General features: G+C 53.0%; 21 protein-coding genes and 2 tRNA genes. 12 read left to right on the plus strand and 11 right to left on the minus strand.

The genetic code is table 11. The features are described from left to right. The first annotated feature begins 80 nt into the window (after positions 1-80). Complete coding sequence (gene gloA, locus WB237_RS06910; RefSeq protein WP_013096923.1) at positions 81-488, plus strand: lactoylglutathione lyase; 408 nt, start codon at positions 81-83, stop codon at positions 486-488. Positions 489-584: 96 nt separating this feature from the next. Continuing rightward, the gene (rnt, locus tag WB237_RS06915) at positions 585-1235 is read left to right on the plus strand and encodes a ribonuclease T (protein WP_049006331.1); all 651 of its coding nucleotides are present in this window, start codon (positions 585-587) and stop codon (positions 1233-1235) included. A gap of 44 nt (positions 1236-1279) precedes the next feature. On the opposite strand, the gene grxD is transcribed toward rnt, so the two are convergent. After that, a complete protein-coding gene (gene grxD / locus WB237_RS06920; RefSeq protein ID WP_003832760.1) occupies positions 1280-1627 on the minus strand; it encodes a monothiol glutaredoxin 4 in 348 nt (115 codons plus the stop codon). A gap of 338 nt (positions 1628-1965) precedes the next feature. Between grxD and WB237_RS06925 the strand changes: the two genes are divergently transcribed. Next, positions 1966-2739 carry a C40 family peptidase gene (locus tag WB237_RS06925; RefSeq protein ID WP_336211813.1) on the plus strand — a complete coding sequence of 258 codons (774 nt, stop codon included), beginning with the start codon at positions 1966-1968 and terminating at the stop codon, positions 2737-2739. 121 nt (positions 2740-2860) lie between these two features. Continuing rightward, positions 2861-3442 (plus strand): superoxide dismutase [Fe], encoded by a 582-nt coding sequence (gene sodB / locus WB237_RS06930; protein ID WP_114979448.1) that lies wholly within the window; start codon positions 2861-2863, stop codon positions 3440-3442. Between the two features lie 39 nt (positions 3443-3481). Here sodB and WB237_RS06935 read toward each other — a convergent pair whose 3' ends face one another. Both WB237_RS06935 and cydH read right to left on the minus strand, forming a co-directional pair. Continuing rightward, entirely contained in the window at positions 3482-4648 is a 1167-nt protein-coding gene (locus WB237_RS06935; RefSeq protein WP_336211815.1) for an MFS transporter, read from the minus strand. A gap of 163 nt (positions 4649-4811) precedes the next feature. Next, on the minus strand, positions 4812-4901 hold the full coding sequence (gene cydH / locus WB237_RS06940) for a cytochrome bd-I oxidase subunit CydH (RefSeq protein ID WP_020688313.1): 90 nt from the start codon (positions 4899-4901) through the stop codon (positions 4812-4814). 297 nt (positions 4902-5198) lie between these two features. Between cydH and purR the strand changes: the two genes are divergently transcribed. After that, entirely contained in the window at positions 5199-6224 is a 1026-nt protein-coding gene (gene purR, locus WB237_RS06945) for an HTH-type transcriptional repressor PurR (RefSeq protein WP_336211819.1), read from the plus strand. Positions 6225-6242: 18 nt separating this feature from the next. Here the strand turns inward: purR and punR are convergent, their stop codons facing one another. After that, a complete protein-coding gene (punR, locus tag WB237_RS06950; RefSeq protein ID WP_336211821.1) occupies positions 6243-7154 on the minus strand; it encodes a DNA-binding transcriptional activator PunR in 912 nt (303 codons plus the stop codon). A gap of 114 nt (positions 7155-7268) precedes the next feature. On the opposite strand from punR, the gene punC reads away from it, so the two are divergent. Next, the gene (gene punC / locus WB237_RS06955) at positions 7269-8468 is read left to right on the plus strand and encodes a purine nucleoside transporter PunC (protein WP_336211823.1); all 1200 of its coding nucleotides are present in this window, start codon (positions 7269-7271) and stop codon (positions 8466-8468) included. A gap of 298 nt (positions 8469-8766) precedes the next feature. Continuing rightward, positions 8767-9915, plus strand: a complete 1149-nt coding sequence (cfa, locus tag WB237_RS06960) for a cyclopropane fatty acyl phospholipid synthase (protein WP_336211826.1) — start codon at positions 8767-8769, stop codon at positions 9913-9915. 31 nt (positions 9916-9946) lie between these two features. Here cfa and WB237_RS06965 read toward each other — a convergent pair whose 3' ends face one another. Beyond that, positions 9947-10588 carry a riboflavin synthase subunit alpha gene (locus WB237_RS06965; protein WP_336211828.1) on the minus strand — a complete coding sequence of 214 codons (642 nt, stop codon included), beginning with the start codon at positions 10586-10588 and terminating at the stop codon, positions 9947-9949. A gap of 225 nt (positions 10589-10813) precedes the next feature. On the opposite strand from WB237_RS06965, the gene mdtK reads away from it, so the two are divergent. The 4 genes from mdtK to WB237_RS06985 all read left to right on the plus strand — a co-directional run bounded on the left by mdtK (position 10814) and on the right by WB237_RS06985 (position 14211). After that, complete coding sequence (gene mdtK / locus WB237_RS06970; protein ID WP_336211831.1) at positions 10814-12187, plus strand: MdtK family multidrug efflux MATE transporter; 1374 nt, start codon at positions 10814-10816, stop codon at positions 12185-12187. 153 nt (positions 12188-12340) lie between these two features. Continuing rightward, positions 12341-12417, plus strand: a tRNA-Val gene (locus tag WB237_RS06975). A gap of 4 nt (positions 12418-12421) precedes the next feature. Further along, positions 12422-12498: transfer RNA gene (locus WB237_RS06980), tRNA-Val, on the plus strand. A gap of 117 nt (positions 12499-12615) precedes the next feature. Next, entirely contained in the window at positions 12616-14211 is a 1596-nt protein-coding gene (locus WB237_RS06985) for an FAD-NAD(P)-binding protein (RefSeq protein WP_336211833.1), read from the plus strand. A gap of 28 nt (positions 14212-14239) precedes the next feature. On the opposite strand, the gene WB237_RS06990 is transcribed toward WB237_RS06985, so the two are convergent. Together WB237_RS06990 and WB237_RS06995 are read right to left on the minus strand one after the other, a co-directional pair. Then, the gene (locus WB237_RS06990) at positions 14240-14875 is read right to left on the minus strand and encodes a carbonic anhydrase (RefSeq protein WP_237992459.1); all 636 of its coding nucleotides are present in this window, start codon (positions 14873-14875) and stop codon (positions 14240-14242) included. Positions 14876-14947: 72 nt separating this feature from the next. After that, positions 14948-15730, minus strand: coding sequence for an MBL fold metallo-hydrolase (locus WB237_RS06995; RefSeq protein WP_336211836.1), 783 nt, complete (start codon positions 15728-15730; stop codon positions 14948-14950). 126 nt (positions 15731-15856) lie between these two features. Between WB237_RS06995 and WB237_RS07000 the strand changes: the two genes are divergently transcribed. Next, positions 15857-15997, plus strand: coding sequence for a hypothetical protein (locus tag WB237_RS07000; RefSeq protein ID WP_235135734.1), 141 nt, complete (start codon positions 15857-15859; stop codon positions 15995-15997). A 34-nt stretch (positions 15998-16031) separates the two neighbouring features. Here the strand turns inward: WB237_RS07000 and WB237_RS07005 are convergent, their stop codons facing one another. The 4 genes from WB237_RS07005 to WB237_RS07020 form a co-directional block, all read right to left on the minus strand. After that, a complete protein-coding gene (locus WB237_RS07005) occupies positions 16032-16511 on the minus strand; it encodes a GlcG/HbpS family heme-binding protein (RefSeq protein WP_336211839.1) in 480 nt (159 codons plus the stop codon). A gap of 90 nt (positions 16512-16601) precedes the next feature. After that, positions 16602-17213 carry a response regulator transcription factor gene (locus WB237_RS07010; protein ID WP_336211841.1) on the minus strand — a complete coding sequence of 204 codons (612 nt, stop codon included), beginning with the start codon at positions 17211-17213 and terminating at the stop codon, positions 16602-16604. Continuing rightward, positions 17206-18531: a sensor histidine kinase gene (locus WB237_RS07015; protein ID WP_336211843.1), complete on the minus strand. Its 1326-nt coding sequence runs from the start codon at positions 18529-18531 to the stop codon at positions 17206-17208. The genes WB237_RS07010 and WB237_RS07015 overlap by 8 nt, the downstream gene beginning before the upstream one ends. A 107-nt stretch (positions 18532-18638) precedes the next feature. After that, positions 18639-18806, minus strand: coding sequence for a hypothetical protein (locus WB237_RS07020; RefSeq protein WP_014831607.1), 168 nt, complete (start codon positions 18804-18806; stop codon positions 18639-18641). Positions 18807-18973: the final 167 nt, after the last annotated feature.

Here is an 18973-nt window from a genome sequence, read left to right on the forward strand (position 1 = left end):
AGCGGCGACAATTCGCCGCTATACTAAAACATCGTTTCTGTTCAAAAACATATTCTATTCCATAGGTTAATGAGGAAATTATGCGCCTACTTCACACCATGCTGCGCGTTGGCGATCTGCAACGTTCTATTGATTTCTACACTAACGTACTGGGTATGAAACTGCTGCGCACCAGCGAAAACCCGGAATACAAATACTCGCTGGCGTTTGTAGGTTATGGCCCGGAAACGGATGAAGCGGTCATTGAGTTGACTTACAACTGGGGCGTAGACAGCTATGAGCTGGGTACGGCCTACGGTCATATCGCGCTGGAAGTGGACAACGCGGCCGAAGCGTGTGAGCGCATTCGCAGCAACGGCGGTAACGTGACGCGCGAAGCGGGCCCGGTCAAAGGTGGCACTACCGTGATTGCGTTTGTGGAAGATCCGGACGGTTATAAAATCGAGCTGATTGAAGCCAAAGACGCTGGTCGCGGTCTGGGCAACTGATCCCTCAGGGCGCAATATGCGCCCGTAGTTTTACTGCATACCCTTCCAAAATTTGCCATAATGCGCTCTGCTTTTTCCCCCATGTAAGAGACCCTGATGTCCGATAACGCTCAATTTAGCGGTCTGTGCGACCGTTTTCGTGGTTTTTATCCTGTTGTCATTGATGTAGAAACAGCCGGATTTAACGCTAAAACCGATGCGCTGCTCGAAATTGCCGCCATCACGCTGAAGATGGATGAACAGGGCTGGCTTACACCGGACACCACGCTGCATTTCCACGTTGATCCTTTTGAAGGGGCAAACTTACAGCCAGAAGCACTGGCGTTTAACGGTATCGATCCGCATAACCCGCTGCGTGGTGCAGTCAGTGAATATGATGCGCTGCACGCCATTTTTAAGATGGTGCGTAAAGGCATGAAAGAGAGCAACTGCAGCCGCGCGATCATGGTAGCCCATAACGCCACATTCGATCACAGCTTTACCATGGCCGCCGCAGAGCGTGCCTCGCTCAAACGAAATCCCTTCCACCCATTTGTCACCTTCGATACTGCCGCCCTGAGTGGCCTGGCGCTGGGGCAAACGGTGTTATCCAAGGCCTGTATCACGGCAGGTATTGAGTTTGACGGTACGCAGGCGCACTCTGCCCTGTATGACACGGAGCGCACTGCAGAGCTGTTCTGTGAGATCGTCAACCGCTGGAAACGTCTGGGCGGCTGGCCGCTACCGATGGGCGACAGCGAAGAGTAAAAAAAAGCGACCTGAAGAGGTCGCTTTTTTATTTCGGCAGAAAGTTACTCTGCGTCCGGCTCTTCAGTTTTGTACTTAGCCGCCGTCTCTTTGATCAGCTGCTGCAGTTCACCACGCTGATACATCTCAATCAGGATATCGCAACCGCCAACCAGTTCACCGTCTACCCACAGCTGTGGGAACGTTGGCCAGTTAGCGTACTTAGGCAGCTCAGCGCGGATGTCCGGGTTTTGCAGGATATCAACGTAAGCAAAACGCTCACCACAGGCAGACAGTGCCTGAACGGCTTGCGCGGAGAAGCCGCAGCTTGGCAGCTTCGGAGAACCTTTCATATACAGCAGAATCGGGTTTTCAGCGATCTGGCGCTGGATTTTTTCAATAGTGGTGCTCATGTCTTGCTTCCTTTAACTTCTGTTACGGCATTAGTCTGACATTGTAGCGGTTCAGACTGGCATCGGAAAATAACATTTTTGTCACGTTTATTTATTTTACCGCGGCTCATGAAAAGTTGCATTGCAAATGGTGTTTAACCCTGCTGCACTCAGGGTTTTGCTTAGGGAGTGAACAAATGTGCGACAGAACGATGAATTTTTTTGCACTTGCTAACGAAACACGATTGTAGATTGAAAAATGCTATTAACTTCTCGGGTTTTTATGGATTAGAATCGACGGGCTTTGTAAATCATACGCAGGTACTATAGATGGCCTGCATTTATCAGGGGACTGCCCAGTGGCGCGGATAAATAAAATCTCGATCACGCTCTGTGCTTTACTGTTTACATCACTCACTTTCACGCCAGTGGCAAACGCCTCTCAGCAGGCGCGGCATTCTGCTGTGCAAAAGAACCATCTGGTGAAAGCCACAGAACGTAAGAAAAAAACCACCAGTAAGAACGACAAGAAAAAAACAACTGCTCAGACTAAACAAACCGCTTCCAGCAAGACAAAATCAAAATCTTCCCGCACTGCTCACACATCCAAAAGTAAAGCCTCGCAGACTGCCGCCAACCTCGTGACTGAAAAATGCATCACTCGTAAAGGACATAAGGCGAAATGTACGAAGGTCACCAAACTCGCAGAAGTGCATAAAGTTCGCGTCCAGAAAGCGCAAAAGACGGCGATGAACAAACTGATGGGGCAGATTGGCAAACCTTATCACTGGGGTGGAAGCTCCCCGCGTACCGGTTTTGACTGCAGCGGCCTCGTCTATTACGCGTATAAAGATCTGGTGAAGTTCCGCATTCCACGCACCGCCAATGAAATGTACCACCTGCGCGATGCTTCTCCGGTTGACCGTGGCGAGCTGGAAAACGGCGATCTGGTCTTCTTCCGCACACAGGGTCGCGGCACGGCAGACCACGTCGGTGTCTATGTCGGTAACGGGAAATTCATTCAGTCACCACGCAGCGGCCAGGATATTCAGATCACCTCGCTGAGTGAAGACTACTGGGTTCGTCACTATGTTGGCGCGCGTCGCGTCATGACGCCTAAAACCATTCGCTAATCCCTGCCCTGCCGCATCGCGGCAGGGTAAGTTCCTCTTTTGCATACCCTTTCAATTTGCTATTCTCTCCTCGTTGTCTGTGTGGTTATTGGCAACACAAAATACAATAAGGAGAGAAGCAATGTCGTTCGAATTACCTGCACTACCGTATGCAAAAGACGCCCTGGCACCGCATATTTCTGCGGAAACCCTGGAATATCATTACGGCAAACATCATCAGACCTACGTCACCAACCTGAATAATCTGATCAAAGGCACCGATTTTGAAGGCAAAACGCTGGAAGAGATCGTCCGCAGCTCTGAGGGGGGGGTATTTAACAACGCTGCTCAGGTGTGGAACCACACTTTCTACTGGCACTGCCTGGCACCAAATGCTGGCGGCGAACCGACCGGTGAACTGGCTACCGCGATTAACGCCGCATTTGGCAGTTTCGCTGATTTCAAAGCGAAATTTACCGATGCAGCTATCAAGAACTTCGGTTCTGGCTGGACGTGGCTGGTAAAAGAAGCCGATGGCAAACTGGCTATCGTTTCCACCTCTAACGCGGGTACCCCACTGACCACCAGCGCTAAGCCGCTGATGACCGTGGACGTTTGGGAACACGCTTACTACATTGATTACCGTAACGCGCGTCCGAACTACCTGGAGCACTTCTGGGCACTGGTTAACTGGGAGTTTGTGGCGAAGAACTTCGCCGCATAAGAGACACGCAGAAGGGTTCGCCCTTCTGCGTTTTTTTGCTTATTCAGCAGCGCAGGCTGTTTCTGGCTGCTTACGACCGGACATCATCACTAACAGCAGACCGAGCGCGGCAATAATCGCCCCCATCACCGGTACAAAACTGTATCCCAAGCCCCCAGAAATAACCGCGCCACCGGCGGCTGCACCGAGCGCATTACCAAGATTGAACGCGCCAATATTCACTGAAGACGAAAGCCCCGGCGCCTCATGGGCGACACGCATCACGCGCATCTGCAGCGGTGGAACCACAGCAAAGGTGGCAGCTCCCCAGACGACCATCGCGATGGCTGCTCCGAACTCATTACGTGCCAGCCACGGAATAGCAATCATGATGACAATCAGCAGGGTTAAGAAGCCCTTCAACGTCCCGCTTACGGAACGGTCGGCAAATTTCCCACCCAGATAGTTACCAATCGAGAAGCCCACACCAATCAGCACCAGCATCGCAGTGATAAAGATCGGCGTTGCGTGAGTGATGTCGTGAAGCACGGGAGAAATGTAGGTATAGAGGGTAAACATCGCCCCGGCCCCCAACACGGTAGTCAGCAGCGCCGAGAGCACCTGCGGGCGTGCCAGCACAGATAACTCTTTACGCACGTCAGGACGTTCCCCCGCACTGCCTTTCGGCAGGGAGAAGAACAGTGCCACCATCGCGATCACACCCAGCCCGGCAGTCGCAAGGAAGGACATACGCCAGCCAATCACTTCCCCCAACCACGTCGCGGCAGGTACGCCGCCAATGTTGGCAATGGTTAGCCCCATAAACATGGTGGCCACGGCGCTCGCCTGCTTGTGTTTTGGTACCACGCTTGCTGCAACAACCGACCCCAATCCAAAGAACGCGCCGTGGTTAAGGCTGGTCAGAATGCGTGACAACATCAGGGTGGTGTAGTCCGGCGAAATGGCGGAAAGCACGTTGCCCAGGGTGAAAATCGCCATCAGGAAAATCAGCGCATTGCGGCGCGCGCGGTGTGAAAGCAGGAGCGTCATCAGCGGTGCCCCAACCATCACGCCGATAGCGTAAGCGCTGATTAACATCCCTGCGGCAGGGATCGAGACATCCACGCCTCTGGCAATAACAGGCAGTAAACCCATTGGGGAGAATTCAGTGGTACCAATCCCAAAAGCGCCAATCGCCAGGGCCAGCAGGGGAAAATTGATTTTCATACGTCAACTCCGGATGCCGTGTCATGAGGTGACACAGAACAAAGAAGCGGAAAGCATGACATCAATCACAAAAAATGAGAAGTTAACAAAATAGCAAAAGATTTTTGCCAGAGAAGTAACAATCCGGGGAATCGGGAGGGAGAAGGCTCTCCCTCCGCGTAAATCAGTGCAGTGCGGCCGTCAGACCCGCTGCGACAATCAAAGCCAGCACAATAACGGTGGTGAACAGCGAAAACTTCAGATCGGAACTCATCAATTTTTCTCCTTTTAATCCCCCCACGAAAAGTGAGCTTGCTCATTTTTGCACAATTTACGTCAAAAATCTTCCTGGATTTAAACGGATAACCACTTTACCTCTTCCCCTTTTCATCAAGATAGGACAAAATTCCACGCTAAATTTATTAGCGTACCGGCCATTGACCCCCTCCTGACGTCCTGTGTCGTTTTCCCGGCGTGTCGCAATTCAAAATTGCGTGATAAGGGTGAGAGAAGGCAAACGTTTACCTTCAAGTTTTTCAGGAGTTTAGGATATGGTCTGGAGTGACATTTAATGGCAACAATTAAAGATGTAGCAAAACGCGCAAACGTTTCCACTACAACCGTATCACATGTAATTAACAAAACCCGCTTTGTGGCGGAAGAGACGCGCAACGCCGTCTGGGCAGCGATCAAAGAGCTGCACTATTCGCCAAGTGCGGTTGCGCGTAGCCTCAAGGTTAATCACACCAAGTCTATTGGTTTGCTGGCGACCAGCAGTGAAGCGGCCTATTTTGCCGAGATCATTGAAGCGGTTGAGAAAAACTGTTTTCAAAAAGGCTATACCCTGATTCTGGGCAACGCGTGGAACAGCATTGAAAAACAGCGCGCCTACCTGTCGATGATGGCGCAAAAGCGCGTTGATGGCCTGCTGGTGATGTGTTCCGAGTATCCGGAAACTGTGCTGTCCATGCTGGAAGAGTATCGCCATATCCCAATGGTGGTGATGGACTGGGGTGAAGCCCGCGCGGACTTCACCGATTCCGTTATCGATAACGCCTTTGAAGGCGGTTATATGGCGGGTCGTTACCTGATAGAACGCGGTCACCGCGAGATCGGCGTGATCCCGGGTCCACTGGAGCGCAATACCGGTGCAGGTCGTCTGGCTGGGTTTATGAAAGCGATGGAAGAAGCGCTGATCACCGTGCCGGAAAGCTGGATCGTGCAGGGCGACTTCGAACCGGAGTCGGGCTACCGCGCGATGCAGCAGATCGTCTCCCAGCAGCACCGTCCGACCGCCGTTTTCTGCGGAGGCGACATCATGGCAATGGGTGCCCTCTGTGCGGCCGATGAGCTGGGTCTGCGTGTACCGCAGGATATTTCTGTGATCGGGTATGACAACGTGCGTAATGCGCGCTTCTTTACGCCGGCATTAACGACCATTCACCAGCCGAAAGACTCACTGGGTGAAACCGCCTTCAATATGCTGATGGACAGGATCGTCAACAAACGTGAAGAGTCGCAGTCCATTGAAGTTCACCCGCGTCTTATTGAACGCCGCTCCGTTGCGGATGGTCCATTCCGCGATTATCGCCGGTAATCTCTTCACGGGGGCCAGTTAACCTGGCTCCCGTAACCATTCCCGGTTTAGCGTTTCGCTGTCTCCCAGATAATCCAGTAGCCAGGCCATCGCTGGCGAGACATCATTTTGTTGCCAGGTGAGGCAGCAGGCCGCATCCGGGAACGGGTTTTCCAGTGTCAGTTCAACCCATTCTCCGGTGTCGATTCGCGGCCGCGCAAAATGAACGGGCACCATCGCGACACACAAACCAGCACTGAGACACGTCGCCGACGATTCCCAGTCGGGTGCAACCACCCGCCGCTGGTTGTCCAGAAGCCAGGTGATACGCTTGGGTAATGAACGGGACGTATCCTCCAGTACCAGAGACGGCCAGTTGCGTAGCGTATCGTCGCTCAAGGGTCCTTCCAGAGCCGCCAGTGGATGATCGCTTGCCACCACGCATTTCCAGCTCAGCATTCCCATATCACGAAAAGCGTACCGCCCCCCGACAGGGATTGCCTGCGTAGCGCCAATGGCCATCTCCGCCCTGCCGTCCGCCAGTGCATCCCAGACGCCGTTAAACACCTCCTGCGAGACCCGCAATTCGACGTCAGAAAAATGACGATAGAAATCGACAATCATTTGCCGGGTACGCACAGGTTTGACGATATTATCCACCGCGATGGAAAGATGCCCCCGCCAGCCGTTAGCGATCTGCTGACACTGTTCGCGGGTGATCTGCATTTTTTTGATGACAGAACGCCCTTCTTTCAAAAACCACGCGCCGGCGGGCGTTAATTCCACATCACGATGTCGCCGTTCAAACAGCGGAACAGCCAGCCACTCCTCCAGCTGACGCACCGTGTAACTGATAGCTGAAGGCACGCGGTGTAACTCCTGCGCCGCTCCACTGAAACTGCCGTTACGCGCGACAGCATCGACCACTTCAAGAGAATAATCTGACCACATTTTCTGCCTGCAAAAAATTTGAATGCAACCACCAAATATTAGCGTTTCACAAGCCGCTTTGCACTCCCTACACTCAGCGCCAATGTATACCTGCCTCCTCAGGAGAATAAAACAATGCAACCCAGGAAAGGTTTTTTAGTCTGGCTCGGCGGCTTAAGCGTGCTGGGTTTTTTGGCCACTGATATGTACCTGCCGGCTTTCGCCGCCATGCAGGAAGATTTGCAAACCCCAGCCGCGGCCATCAGCGCCAGCCTGAGTTTGTTCCTCGCCGGTTTCGCCTTCGCGCAGCTACTTTGGGGGCCGCTATCAGATCGTTTTGGCCGTAAACCAGTACTGTTGCTGGGTCTGGGCATTTTTGCCGTCGGCTGTCTGGGTATGTTATGGGTACGCGATGCGACCTGGCTGCTGGTGCTGCGCTTTGTGCAGGCCGTCGGCGTCTGTGCAGCAGCGGTGACCTGGCAGGCCCTTGTTACCGACTACTACCCAGCCAACCGCACCAACCGGATTTTCGCCACCATTATGCCGCTGGTAGGGCTTTCACCTGCCCTCGCCCCGCTCCTGGGCAGCTGGATCCTGGTGCATTTCGAGTGGCAGGCTATCTTTGCCACGTTGTTTGCCATCACACTGGTACTCATGCTGCCGGCATTCGCGCTCAAACCAGCGCATAAAAAAGAGGCACATGCGGATGCGAAGCCCATTACCTTTACCTCTTTACTGAGTGCCAAAGCGTATCGCGGTAATGTCCTGATTTATGCCGCCTGCTCGGCGAGCTTCTTCGCGTGGCTGACCGGTTCGCCATTTATTCTGCACGATATGGGGTACAGCCCGGCGGCGATCGGCCTGAGCTACGTTCCGCAAACCATCGCATTCCTGGTGGGCGGGTACGGCTGTCGTGCGGCGTTGCAGAAATGGGAAGGTCAGCAGATGCTGCCGTGGCTGCTGGTGCTGTATGCATTGAGCGTTATCGGGACATGGGCTGTTGGTTTTATCCCGGGCACCGGTCTGGTAGAAATCTTAATGCCATTCTGCGTGATGGCCGTCGCTAACGGGGCAATCTACCCGATCGTTGTGGCGCAGGCATTACGTCCGTTCCCACAAGCGACGGGTCGCGCGGCTGCTCTGCAGAACACCCTGCAGTTGGGTCTGTGCTTCCTGGCAAGTCTGGTGGTCTCTGCGCTGATTGCCACACCGCTCCTGACCACCACCACCGTGATGCTGGTGACCGTTGTGCTGGCCTTTGTGGGCTACCGTATGCAGGCTGCCGCACAGCGTGAGCTGAGTGACAGCACCCCGGTTGAAACGTCGCATGCGTAATCGCGCCGGAAATTATGTTAACTTCCAGTGATTAGGTTGCTAAGAATTTTTTATTGAATCACCAAATTTTGAGGCCTATACTAAATTTGGTTCGATTAAATACGATAAATATTAAGTGTTAACGGGAGCCGGAGTGCTCCCGTTTTACCATGGAAGGCATTTCGGCAAGGGTTATCTCCCTTCCTCTGTTCTACGTCGGATATTAGCCTCGCGGTATTTACCGTGAGATTTCTCACAAACCAAAAAAAGCGTCTACGCTGTTTGAAGGTTCTGATCACATCAGGGTGATGGAGAAGCTATGAGTTCATCGTGTATAGAAGAAGTCAGCGTTCCGGACGATAACTGGTCCCGGATCGTCAGTGAACTGTTGGGTCGAGCAGGCATCACTATCAATGGATCGTCACCAGCTGATCCCCAGGTTAAACATCCCGACTTTTTTAAACGCGTGTTGCGGGAGGGATCGTTAGGCCTGGGAGAAAGCTATATGGATGGCTGGTGGGAGTGCGAACGGCTGGATATCTTCTTCTCCAGCGTGTTGCGCGCCGGTCTGGAAAATCAACTCCCCCGCAATCTGAAAGACACACTGCGCGTCGCCTCAGCCCGGCTGTTTAATCTGCAAAGTAAAAAACGCGCATGGATCGTCGGCAAAGAGCATTACGATCTCGGCAACGACCTGTTCAACCGTATGCTTGACCCCTTCATGCAATATTCCTGCGCTTACTGGAAAGAGGCTTCGACACTGGAAGAGGCTCAACAGGCTAAGCTGCATCTGATTAGCGAGAAACTGAAGTTAGAACCCGGAATGCGCGTGCTGGATATCGGCTGCGGCTGGGGTGGGCTGGCCTGGTTTATGGCGAAGCACTACGGCGTCAGCGTGGTGGGTGTCACTATTTCCGCTGAGCAGCAAAAGATGGCGCGAGAACGCTGCCAGGATCTCGATGTGGATATCCGGCTACAGGATTACCGCGATCTTAACGAACAGTTTGACCGTATCGTTTCGGTGGGCATGTTCGAGCACGTGGGGCCGAAAAACTACAACACCTATTTTGACGTGGTGGATCGTAATTTGAAACCGGACGGCATCTTCCTGCTGCATACCATCGGCTCTAAGCGAACCGATAACAACGTTGACCCGTGGATCAATAAATACATCTTTCCGAATGGCTGTTTACCGTCCGTTCGCCAGATTGCCAACGCCAGTGAACCCCATTTCGTGATGGAAGACTGGCATAACTTCGGTGCGGATTACGACACCACGTTGATGGCATGGCATGCTCGTTTTCAGGAAGCCTGGCCTGAGATTGCGGACAACTATTCTGAACGATTCAAGCGGATGTTTAGCTATTATCTGAATGCCTGCGCGGGGGCGTTTCGCGCGCGGGATATTCAGCTCTGGCAGGTGGTATTCAGCCGTGGCATTGAACACGGTTTGCGTGTCGCCCGCTAAAAAAATAACCCCGGTTGCCCGGGGTTATTTTTTATTCTTCTTCTGCTGTTTTAATTATTGCGGCTTCTTTTGCCGCCAGCACACGCTCAACGGTATCCACCACCGCCTGAGTTTGCGGATCGATTTCGATATTTACGCGATGCCCCAGTTTTTTCGCCCCCAGCGTGGTGCGCTGCAGCGTTTCAGGAATTAAATGCACACAAAAACGCGTGGGCGTCACCTCCCCAACGGTCAGACTAATCCCATCAATACCAATAAACCCTTTATACAGGATGTATTTCATTAATGTAGGATCCTGCATTTTAAACCAGATTTGACGGTTATTTTCCGAGGTCACGATTTTCGCCACTTCGGCAGTGGTCATGATATGCCCCGACATCAGATGCCCGCCAATCTCATCGCTGAACTTCGCCGCACGTTCAACGTTGACGGTATCGCCCACCGCCAACTCGCCCAAGTTGGTGATACGCAGCGTCTCTTTCATTAAATCAAAGCTGATCTGGTTGCCGTTAATTTCGGTCACGGTCAGGCAGCAGCCGTTATGCGCAATCGAGGCACCGGTTTCAATGCCCTCAAGCATATATTCCGGCAGCTCAACAACATGAGTTCGGAAATTAGGTTTTTCATCAATGGACACCACTTTGGCGGTACCCTGCACAATACCAGTAAACATGCTTACAACTCCTGTTTTTTCCGGACGGTGGTGACACCGTTTAATCCCATCACAATAACAGTTGGAAAAACAGGTTGCCAGCGGAGCGCATTTTCTGGCGATTTTTTCACTAGATAAATAGCTAAAGCCCGCTACAATAGCTGGCACCCCCCTGCATTTTCTTCTTGCTGCCAGTTACGGCGGCTTTTTTAGTCTCTCAAATAACAACAAAATAAAGGTGTTCACGTGCAGAAGTACATGAATGAAGCGCGCCAGTTATTGGCACTGGCTATACCAGTGATCATCGCGCAAGTGGCCCAGACCGCAATGGGATTTGTGGATACGGTAATGGCGGGCGGCTACAGCGCCACCGATATGGCGGCTGTTGCTATCGGCACGTCAATCTGGCTACCGGCTATCCTGTTCGGCCACGGTCTGCTGCTCGCGCTCACGCCTGTTATCGCTCAACTCAATGGTTCCGGGCGACGCGATCGCATTGCCCATCAGGTCCGCCAGGGTTTCTGGCTGGCTGGGTTTGTCTCTGTGCTGATCATGCTCGTGCTCTGGAACGCGGGTCATATCATTCGCGCCATGCATAACATTGACCCGGCACTGGCTGACAAAGCCGTGGGTTATCTGCGCGCCCTGCTCTGGGGCACCCCTGGCTACCTCTTTTTCCAGGTGGCGCGTAACCAGTGTGAAGGTCTGGCGAAAACCAAGCCCGGGATGGTGATGGGCTTTATTGGTTTGCTGGTCAATATTCCGGTTAACTATGTCTTTATTTACGGTCATTTCGGAATGCCAGAACTGGGTGGCGTCGGCTGTGGCGTAGCGACGGCGGCAGTTTACTGGGTGATGTTCTTCTCGATGATCGCCTTTGTAAAACGCGCCCGTTCCATGCGCGATATTCGCAACGAGAACAGATTTAGCACGCCAGACTGGAGCATCATGACGCGTCTGGTACAGCTAGGTTTGCCGATTGCCCTCGCTCTGTTCTTCGAGGTGACGCTTTTCGCCGTGGTCGCCCTGCTGGTCTCCCCGCTGGGCATTGTGAACGTGGCCGGGCACCAGATTGCGCTGAACTTCAGCTCGCTGATGTTCGTCCTGCCTTTGTCGCTGGCGGCGTCAGTGACTATCCGTGTCGGCTTCCGTCTGGGGCAAGGTTCGACGATAGACGCACAAACAGCCGCGCGAACCGGGCTGGGTGTCGGTGTCTGCATGGCTGTCTGTACGGCGCTCTTTACCGTCACGCTACGCGAACAAATCGCCCTGCTCTACAATGACAACCCCGAAGTCGTGGCTCTGGCGTCGCATCTGATGCTGCTGGCAGCGGTCTACCAGATATCTGATTCCATTCAGGTGATTGGCAGCGGTGTGCTGCGTGGATATAAAGACACGCGTTCCATCTTCTTTATCACCTTCATCGCCTACTGGGTGTTGGGTCTGCCGTGTGGTTACATTCTGGCCCTGACCGATCTGGTGGTTGACCGCATGGGGCCGGCCGGATTCTGGATGGGCTTTATCATCGGTCTGACCTCTGCGGCAATTATGATGATGATGCGCATGCGCTTCCTGCAACGTCAGCCATCAACGGTCATTTTGCAACGCGCAGCACGTTAAATACGCAGTAGCCGCCAGCTGGCGGCTACTTTCTCTTCACTTTGCGCGGTAATACAGCAATCGCGTGAAATCAGAGAGAAAAATGCATTTTCCCTCTTGCCTCATTGGTGCTGTACCGCTAATATTCGTCCCCGTTGTCACCGACAACACGTTGCGTTCATAGCTCAGTTGGTTAGAGCACCACCTTGACATGGTGGGGGTCGTTGGTTCGAGTCCAATTGAACGCACCATTCTGCGTCCGTAGCTCAGTTGGTTAGAGCACCACCTTGACATGGTGGGGGTCGGTGGTTCGAGTCCACTCGGACGCACCATTTCAGTCCTGAAATGGTGCAAATCCTCTTCTGCTTTCCTGAATTATCCTAATCCCTTATTTTCATCACTGTTCTCCTGCTACGCTTTTCTCATGAAAAAAAAGAGGAAAACCGTCGATGAAGAAAATCGCCATTATCGGTTCTGGCCCAACAGGGATTTATACCTTTTACGCGCTTCTTAAAAACCCTCAGCCGCTTTCGGTTTCCGTCTTTGAACAAGCTGATGAAGCGGGTGTGGGGATGCCCTATAACGACGACGAAAACACTCGTCTGATGCTGGCGAACATCGCAAGCATTGAAATTCCTCCGCTATTTATGACCTACCTCGACTGGCTTAAAGGCCAGAGCGAAGCCCATCTGGCGCACTTTAGGGTGGATAAATCCCGTTTGCATGACCGGCAGTTCCTGCCCCGGATCCTGCTGGGCGAGTATTTCCGTGACAGCTTTCGTTTAATCGTAAAAGAAGCGAAAAATCGCGGGTTCCATGTTGAAATCCATGAGTCTGCCCAGGTGACCGACATCGTGCCCACGAATGACGGCGTCACGCTTTCCGTCAACGACAGCAGTTTTCCTGAACGCTTTGACCTTGCAGTTATCGCCACTGGCCACGTCTGGCCTGAAGACTCCGAAGCCTCTCGTACGTACTTCCCAAGCCCGTGGTCCGGTCTGATGGATGCCAAAATTCCGCCCTGCCGTGTTGGTATTATGGGAACATCGTTAAGCGGTCTTGACGCGGCAATGGCGGTAGTGATGCAGCACGGCGCGTTTCGCGACGATAAATTCGTTCTGGATACAGGCAGCGAGGCGTTAAAGATTGTCCTGATGTCCCGAACAGGTATTCTCCCGGAAGCCGATTTTTACTGCCCTATTCCTTACGAACCGTTGTCAGTGTTGACTGAGCTCGCGGTTGAACGCGAAATTGCCAAAGGCCAGGATGGTCTGCTTGATCGCATTTTTACCCTCATGGTGAAAGAGCTTGAACTTGCTGACCCAGCGTGGTGCGCGAAAGCTTCGTTACGTAAGCAAACAGCTGACAGCCTTCGTGAGGCCTGGTTTGAAGATCGTAAACGACACGACCCGTTCACCTGGGCAGAAGAAAACCTCGACGAGGTTGAGAGAAACAAACAGGAATACCGCACCGTGGCCTGGCGCTACACAGTGCTCCGGCTGCATGAAGTGGTTCAGGCGATCGTGCCACATCTCGACGAACGTGACAGTAAACGCTTCAGACATGGTCTGGCTCGGGTCTTTATTGACAATTATGCGGCCATTCCTCCACAGTCTATCCGCAGGCTACTCGCACTTCGCGAAGCCGGCGTTATTAGCGTGGCAGCCCTCGGTGACGATTACACGCTTGATGTTGGCAGCGATCAGACAATGATCACCACAAAAGAGACCGTTCACCGTTTCGACGTTTTTATTGATGCTCGTGGACAAAAGCCGCTCAAAACGAAAGATCTGCCCTTCCCGACGCTGCGCAAACAGCTGGAGGCAACAGGCGAAGAGATCCCCGAGATTAGCGAGGATTACACCTTAAAAGCACCTGAAACCGTTCGCGGACGCATCGCCTTCGGCGCAATACCGTGGCTGATGCATGATCATCCCTTCGTTCAGGGGCTGGCGGAGTGTGCAGAGATTGCAGAGGCGATGGCGAAAGCGGCAGAAAAAACCGCGTCGGGGTCACGGCGAAGATTACCGTACATTGAGGAGTGACAGGGCGTCCATGCCCTTCTGGAATCGATTACTCGAAGAACACTTCCGGGTTTTCAGACAGCGAAACGAAGGTTTTCGTCGCTTTATCCAGCGCGCGAATTTCGCCGCTTTCAATGTCATACACCCAGCCGTGCAGTCGGATAGAATTATTACGCAGGCCCACCGCCACGGATGGATGGGTCTTAATGTTGCTCAGCTGCGCAAATACGTTTTCCTGCACCATCGCGTTGACTTTATCGATCGGCTTATCCCAGGTTTTCTTCTCAACCACCGCTTTTGCCGCATCGGAATAACGCAACCAGTGAGAAACAGCAGGCATCGGCTCCAGGTTTGCGTTATCAGCAATCGCCTTCATCGCTCCACAGTTGGAGTGACCGCAGATCACGATATCTGTCACACCCAACGCCACAACAGCGTATTCGATGGTCGCGGACACACCGCCAGGCTCGGGTCCGAACGGCGGCACAATGTTGCCAGCATTACGAATGACAAAGAGTTGTCCTGGCTCTTGCTGGGTGACCAGTTCCGGGACCAGGCGGCTGTCGGAGCAGGAGATGAACAGCGCTTTGGGATTCTGGCTGGACGCTAAACTGCGAAAGAGTTCTTTACGTTGCGGGAAAATTTCTTTTTGAAAGCTGAGAAAACCTTCAATGATATGTTGCATAGCAATTTCTCTTTTATCTGTTTTAGTTTAGGCATGATCGAGATCACACTCGTAAAGTTTACCCATCGTGGTTTACTTCAGACAAGCAATATATTTCTGGCCCGACCGCTGCACAATCTCGTCCGCGAAGGCCTGGATGTTCTGCCCTTCGAATGCGCCGTACAGACGTGCAAACGTTCTGTCTTTCAGATGACTCACTACCGACGCTACGGTCCGGGCCGGCAGCGGAAGATAATTCGGGTAACTCCACATAAACGAGACAGCGTCTTTCCCCGGCGTAACCTGCAGAATATCGCCCACCAGCAATACCCCCGCACCTTCCTGCCAATGCAGCACTGTCCCGCCAGCAAAATGACCGCCGAGGCGCAGCAAAGTAACCGACGGGAAAATTTCCAGCGTATCGTCCTGCCAGAAGTGGATTGCCGGGCTGTCGCGCATGATCCATTCCCTGTCGCTGGCGTGCAGATACAGCGGTGCATCAAACGCCGCAGCCCATTCCTGCATCGTGGTGTAATAGTGCGGGTGTGAAATCGCAATCGCGCTGATGCCGCCGAGCGCAGTGATGAGTGTTTTAGTTGCCGGGTCGAGATTAGCGATACAGTCCCAGAGAATATTGCCGTGCGGGGTACGCAGGAGCAATGCCCGCTGGTTGATAGCAAATGCGGGCACCGTTTTGATACTGAACAATTGCGGCTCCAGCTGCTGCCATTTGTTGCTGTGCGTGGCGGTTACGGTGTCGAAATCTGTCCATATCTGGCCCGTGACGGGCACATACTGGCGGTCATCCTCGCAAATTGGGCATCTGTCCGGCTGTGCATCATAGGCGGTTCCGCAGGTTTTACAGAGGGTAATCATGTGTTTTCCTCAGCAATAAAGCACTGAGTATGGCAGGGATTATCCTTATGTGCTGCGAGGTACATTGCTGGCTTTTTTTGCCCTATACTGTGCCAGTATCAAAAAACTGAACAGAGTAGGTGCCACATGGAAATTGATCTCGATAACTTAGTCTTTAACGGTCTGGATGAAGCAGAAGAGCGTAATGCGGAACGTCTGGAAGACGCGGATAAAAAAGCGCAGGCGATTGTCGCCGACGACGACTGCGGCGACGCCTGCAAGATCTGATAAAAAAGCACCGGTTTCCCGGTGCTTTTTTGTATTACTTTTTGAGCCCGTCAATGGCAGCCTGAGCGCAGGCTTCATCAAGATGACCGCCCGGCGCACCGCCAATACCAATCGCCCCAATGACCTCATCGCCCTCTTTCACCGGCAAGCCACCTGCCAGCAGCAGGAAGCCCGGGATGTCTCGCATGTTCTGCGCTCCCGCATTGCTCTGCGCCGCTTCCATCACTTTGCCTGACGCATTCTTTGCGCTAAGCGCCGTGTAGGCTTTCATTTCACTGGCTTTAACCGTGTGTGGACCGGCATTGTCCGTGCGCTGCACCGCTTTTACCACGCCCGCGCGGTCAACTACAGTGACCGTCACCTGGTAGTTTTTTGCTGTACACGCCTGAATGGCGGACGTTGCCAGCGCATTCGCCTGCGCCAGTGAGAGATTTTTTTGATTCAATGTATCGGCCTGCGCCGCCAGACTCAGACTACCCGCGGCCAGTGCCGCAACCATCATTAATTTTTTCATCGCACTTCCTCGAGTGTTGGGGGACGTTGCAGAGATTACCCCGCCGCGCGATGAAACATAATTCGGTTGAATACGCATTCAACCTGGTAGTTATACGGATTGCAATTTGTCGTATTCCCGGATTGCCTGGATCAGGCTGCTGACGCCAAGCTTAGTAAACGCTGCTGCACGATGCGCCTCAACGGTACGCGGTGAAAGGTTCAGCCGCGCAGCCACTTCTTTGTTACTGAGCCCTTTCATCAACTCGGCCAACACTTCATGTTCCCTTACAGTCAATTGCGCGAAGTGGGCTTTTATCCGTGAGGTTTCCTTCCAGTCGGAAAAACGACGCTGGCTTTCTTCAAAGGCTAACCCTACCGTTTCTATAAGCTTATCGGCGTCCAACGGCTTGGTGAAAAACTCAAACACACCGTTGCGAAAAGCCCGACGGCAGGCATCAACAGTACCGTGCCCGGTCATGATAATCACTGGCAGCAGGGGCCAGGGCCATTCGCCCTCCTCAAGCCAGGTAAGCCCACCCTTACCGGGCATCCGCATATCCAGCAGCATACAGCCCACCAGCGCCGTATCCCGTGCATGGACAGCGATAAAAGCATCGACACTTTCAAACGTCTCTACCGGCCACCCCATACCCGAAAGCAAAAATGCCATTGACTCTCTGATGGATTCATCATCATCAATCAGCCAGATTGTCTTATCCATTCGTCGCCTCTTTTCCTTGCGCCAGTTGTAGTCTGATCTGCGCCCCACCCTGCGGCGCATTTCCCAGCGTAATCGATCCATTCATACGCGTCATTAATGATTCGGTTAAGGTCATCCCCAGACCGATACCCACTTCTCTGCCGCTATAAAATGGCATAAAGGCATGCCGTAACGCCTCCTGGCTAAAGCCAGGGCCACCGTCTGTGACGGTGATCAGTACGCCACTCTCGGTTTTTTGACTCTCAATTTTTACCCATCCGGCAGCATCCAACTGCTGGGCCTGAATCGCATTGCTGAGCAAGTTATGCAACACCTGCTCCAGCCAGAGACGGTCTGCCAGTACTGTTGTTGCCCCGGGAGCAAACGCATGGCTGACCGTAATATGTTCGGCCCTGCGCTCATGCTCAAGCAGGTTCACCACCTGCAGCCAACAGTGCACAAGATCGGTTTCACGCAGGATCACCTTCTCCTGTACAACGTGTTCACGAAAACGGGTCAGCAATGCGCTAATACGCTGCATTTGCGTCAGAGCAGCCGCCAACGCCTGCGACACTGCCTGCCCGTTATCCTGCTGTAACTGGCGCTGAGCGCCCTGGATCCACGTCTGCGCAGCGGTGAGCGGCTGGTTTATCTCGTGCACAATCCCAGCAGTGATTTCTCCCAGAGTATTGAGTCTGGCGTGTTGATAATAGATCGCCCTTTGCTCAGCATCTTTACGCGCTTTACGCTGCCAGAGCACCACGCTCGCCAGCGCAATCACAATTCCCCATCCAATAAAGAGTAAGGGGTAAATAACCCCATTGACGCCGAACCAGTTAGGCTGTGAATCGGCCTCCAGCGTAAAAGGTTGAGTATGCTGCGGGAAGGTGCGTTGCCAGTGCCAGAAGGCATCAGACACCTGCTCGTCCCCGTTCGGCATGAAACGGATCCCGAGATGGGTAAAGGGATGATGTGCAGTCAGGATTGGACCAAGATCTACCAGCACGCGGATTTGGCGCCAGGGGTTGTAAAGCCAGTACTGAACTTCATGGGCAGGCTCAACCCGGGGGGCATCAAGCGCTCGTCCCGTTGTTTTTTCCAGGGTAAGAAGCTGGGGGAATTTTTTGCGAAGGGAGACGATATCTTCATCGCCATTCAAAAGCGGCAGTACGGATTCATTTTGCGTCAGTACTGCGCTTAGTTCAGAGAAAAGTGCCGTGAACTCACGGTCGCGCTCCCAGAACTGGCGGCGGATTTGTTCGGCATAGAGCAACACGCCGCTGATAACGCAGACTATCGTCCAGATAATAATGCCGCGCTTGATAAAGGGGTTTTTCATTCCGTTAACTACGCTGACTCAACAATCTGTCAACATTAACAGCTATCCAGCGTCAGAACAAAACTCAGCACAGCTCGTTCCAGTACATTTCGCGCGTGCGGCGCAGCTCAGCGTGACGTTTTATCATGGAACCACTCCGGGTCAATGTTGGCAACATCCACGCCATACAGGCTGGCGACAGGCAGGATTGACTCAAGAACACGTTGCGCGCTGTTCTCCGCATTCACTGGTCGGGTCGCAAAAAACCGCCGTAACGTGCTGATCCATTTTTTCATCGCCTGCCTCTCTTTCGCCGTATTTCCCTTAAGTTAAACACCCAAATTCCGCGCAGGTGAAATGCCAATATCGACTGTCGATGTGCAGGATCTGCAAATAGCACCCTGTCCTTTTCACTATTCATTAACACCTTGTTCACTAATGCTTTTTTGCTCATAGCAAAGAA

It is taken from the genome of Enterobacter sp. P82 (assembly GCF_037053385.1).
GTDB lineage: Bacteria > Pseudomonadota > Gammaproteobacteria > Enterobacterales > Enterobacteriaceae > Enterobacter.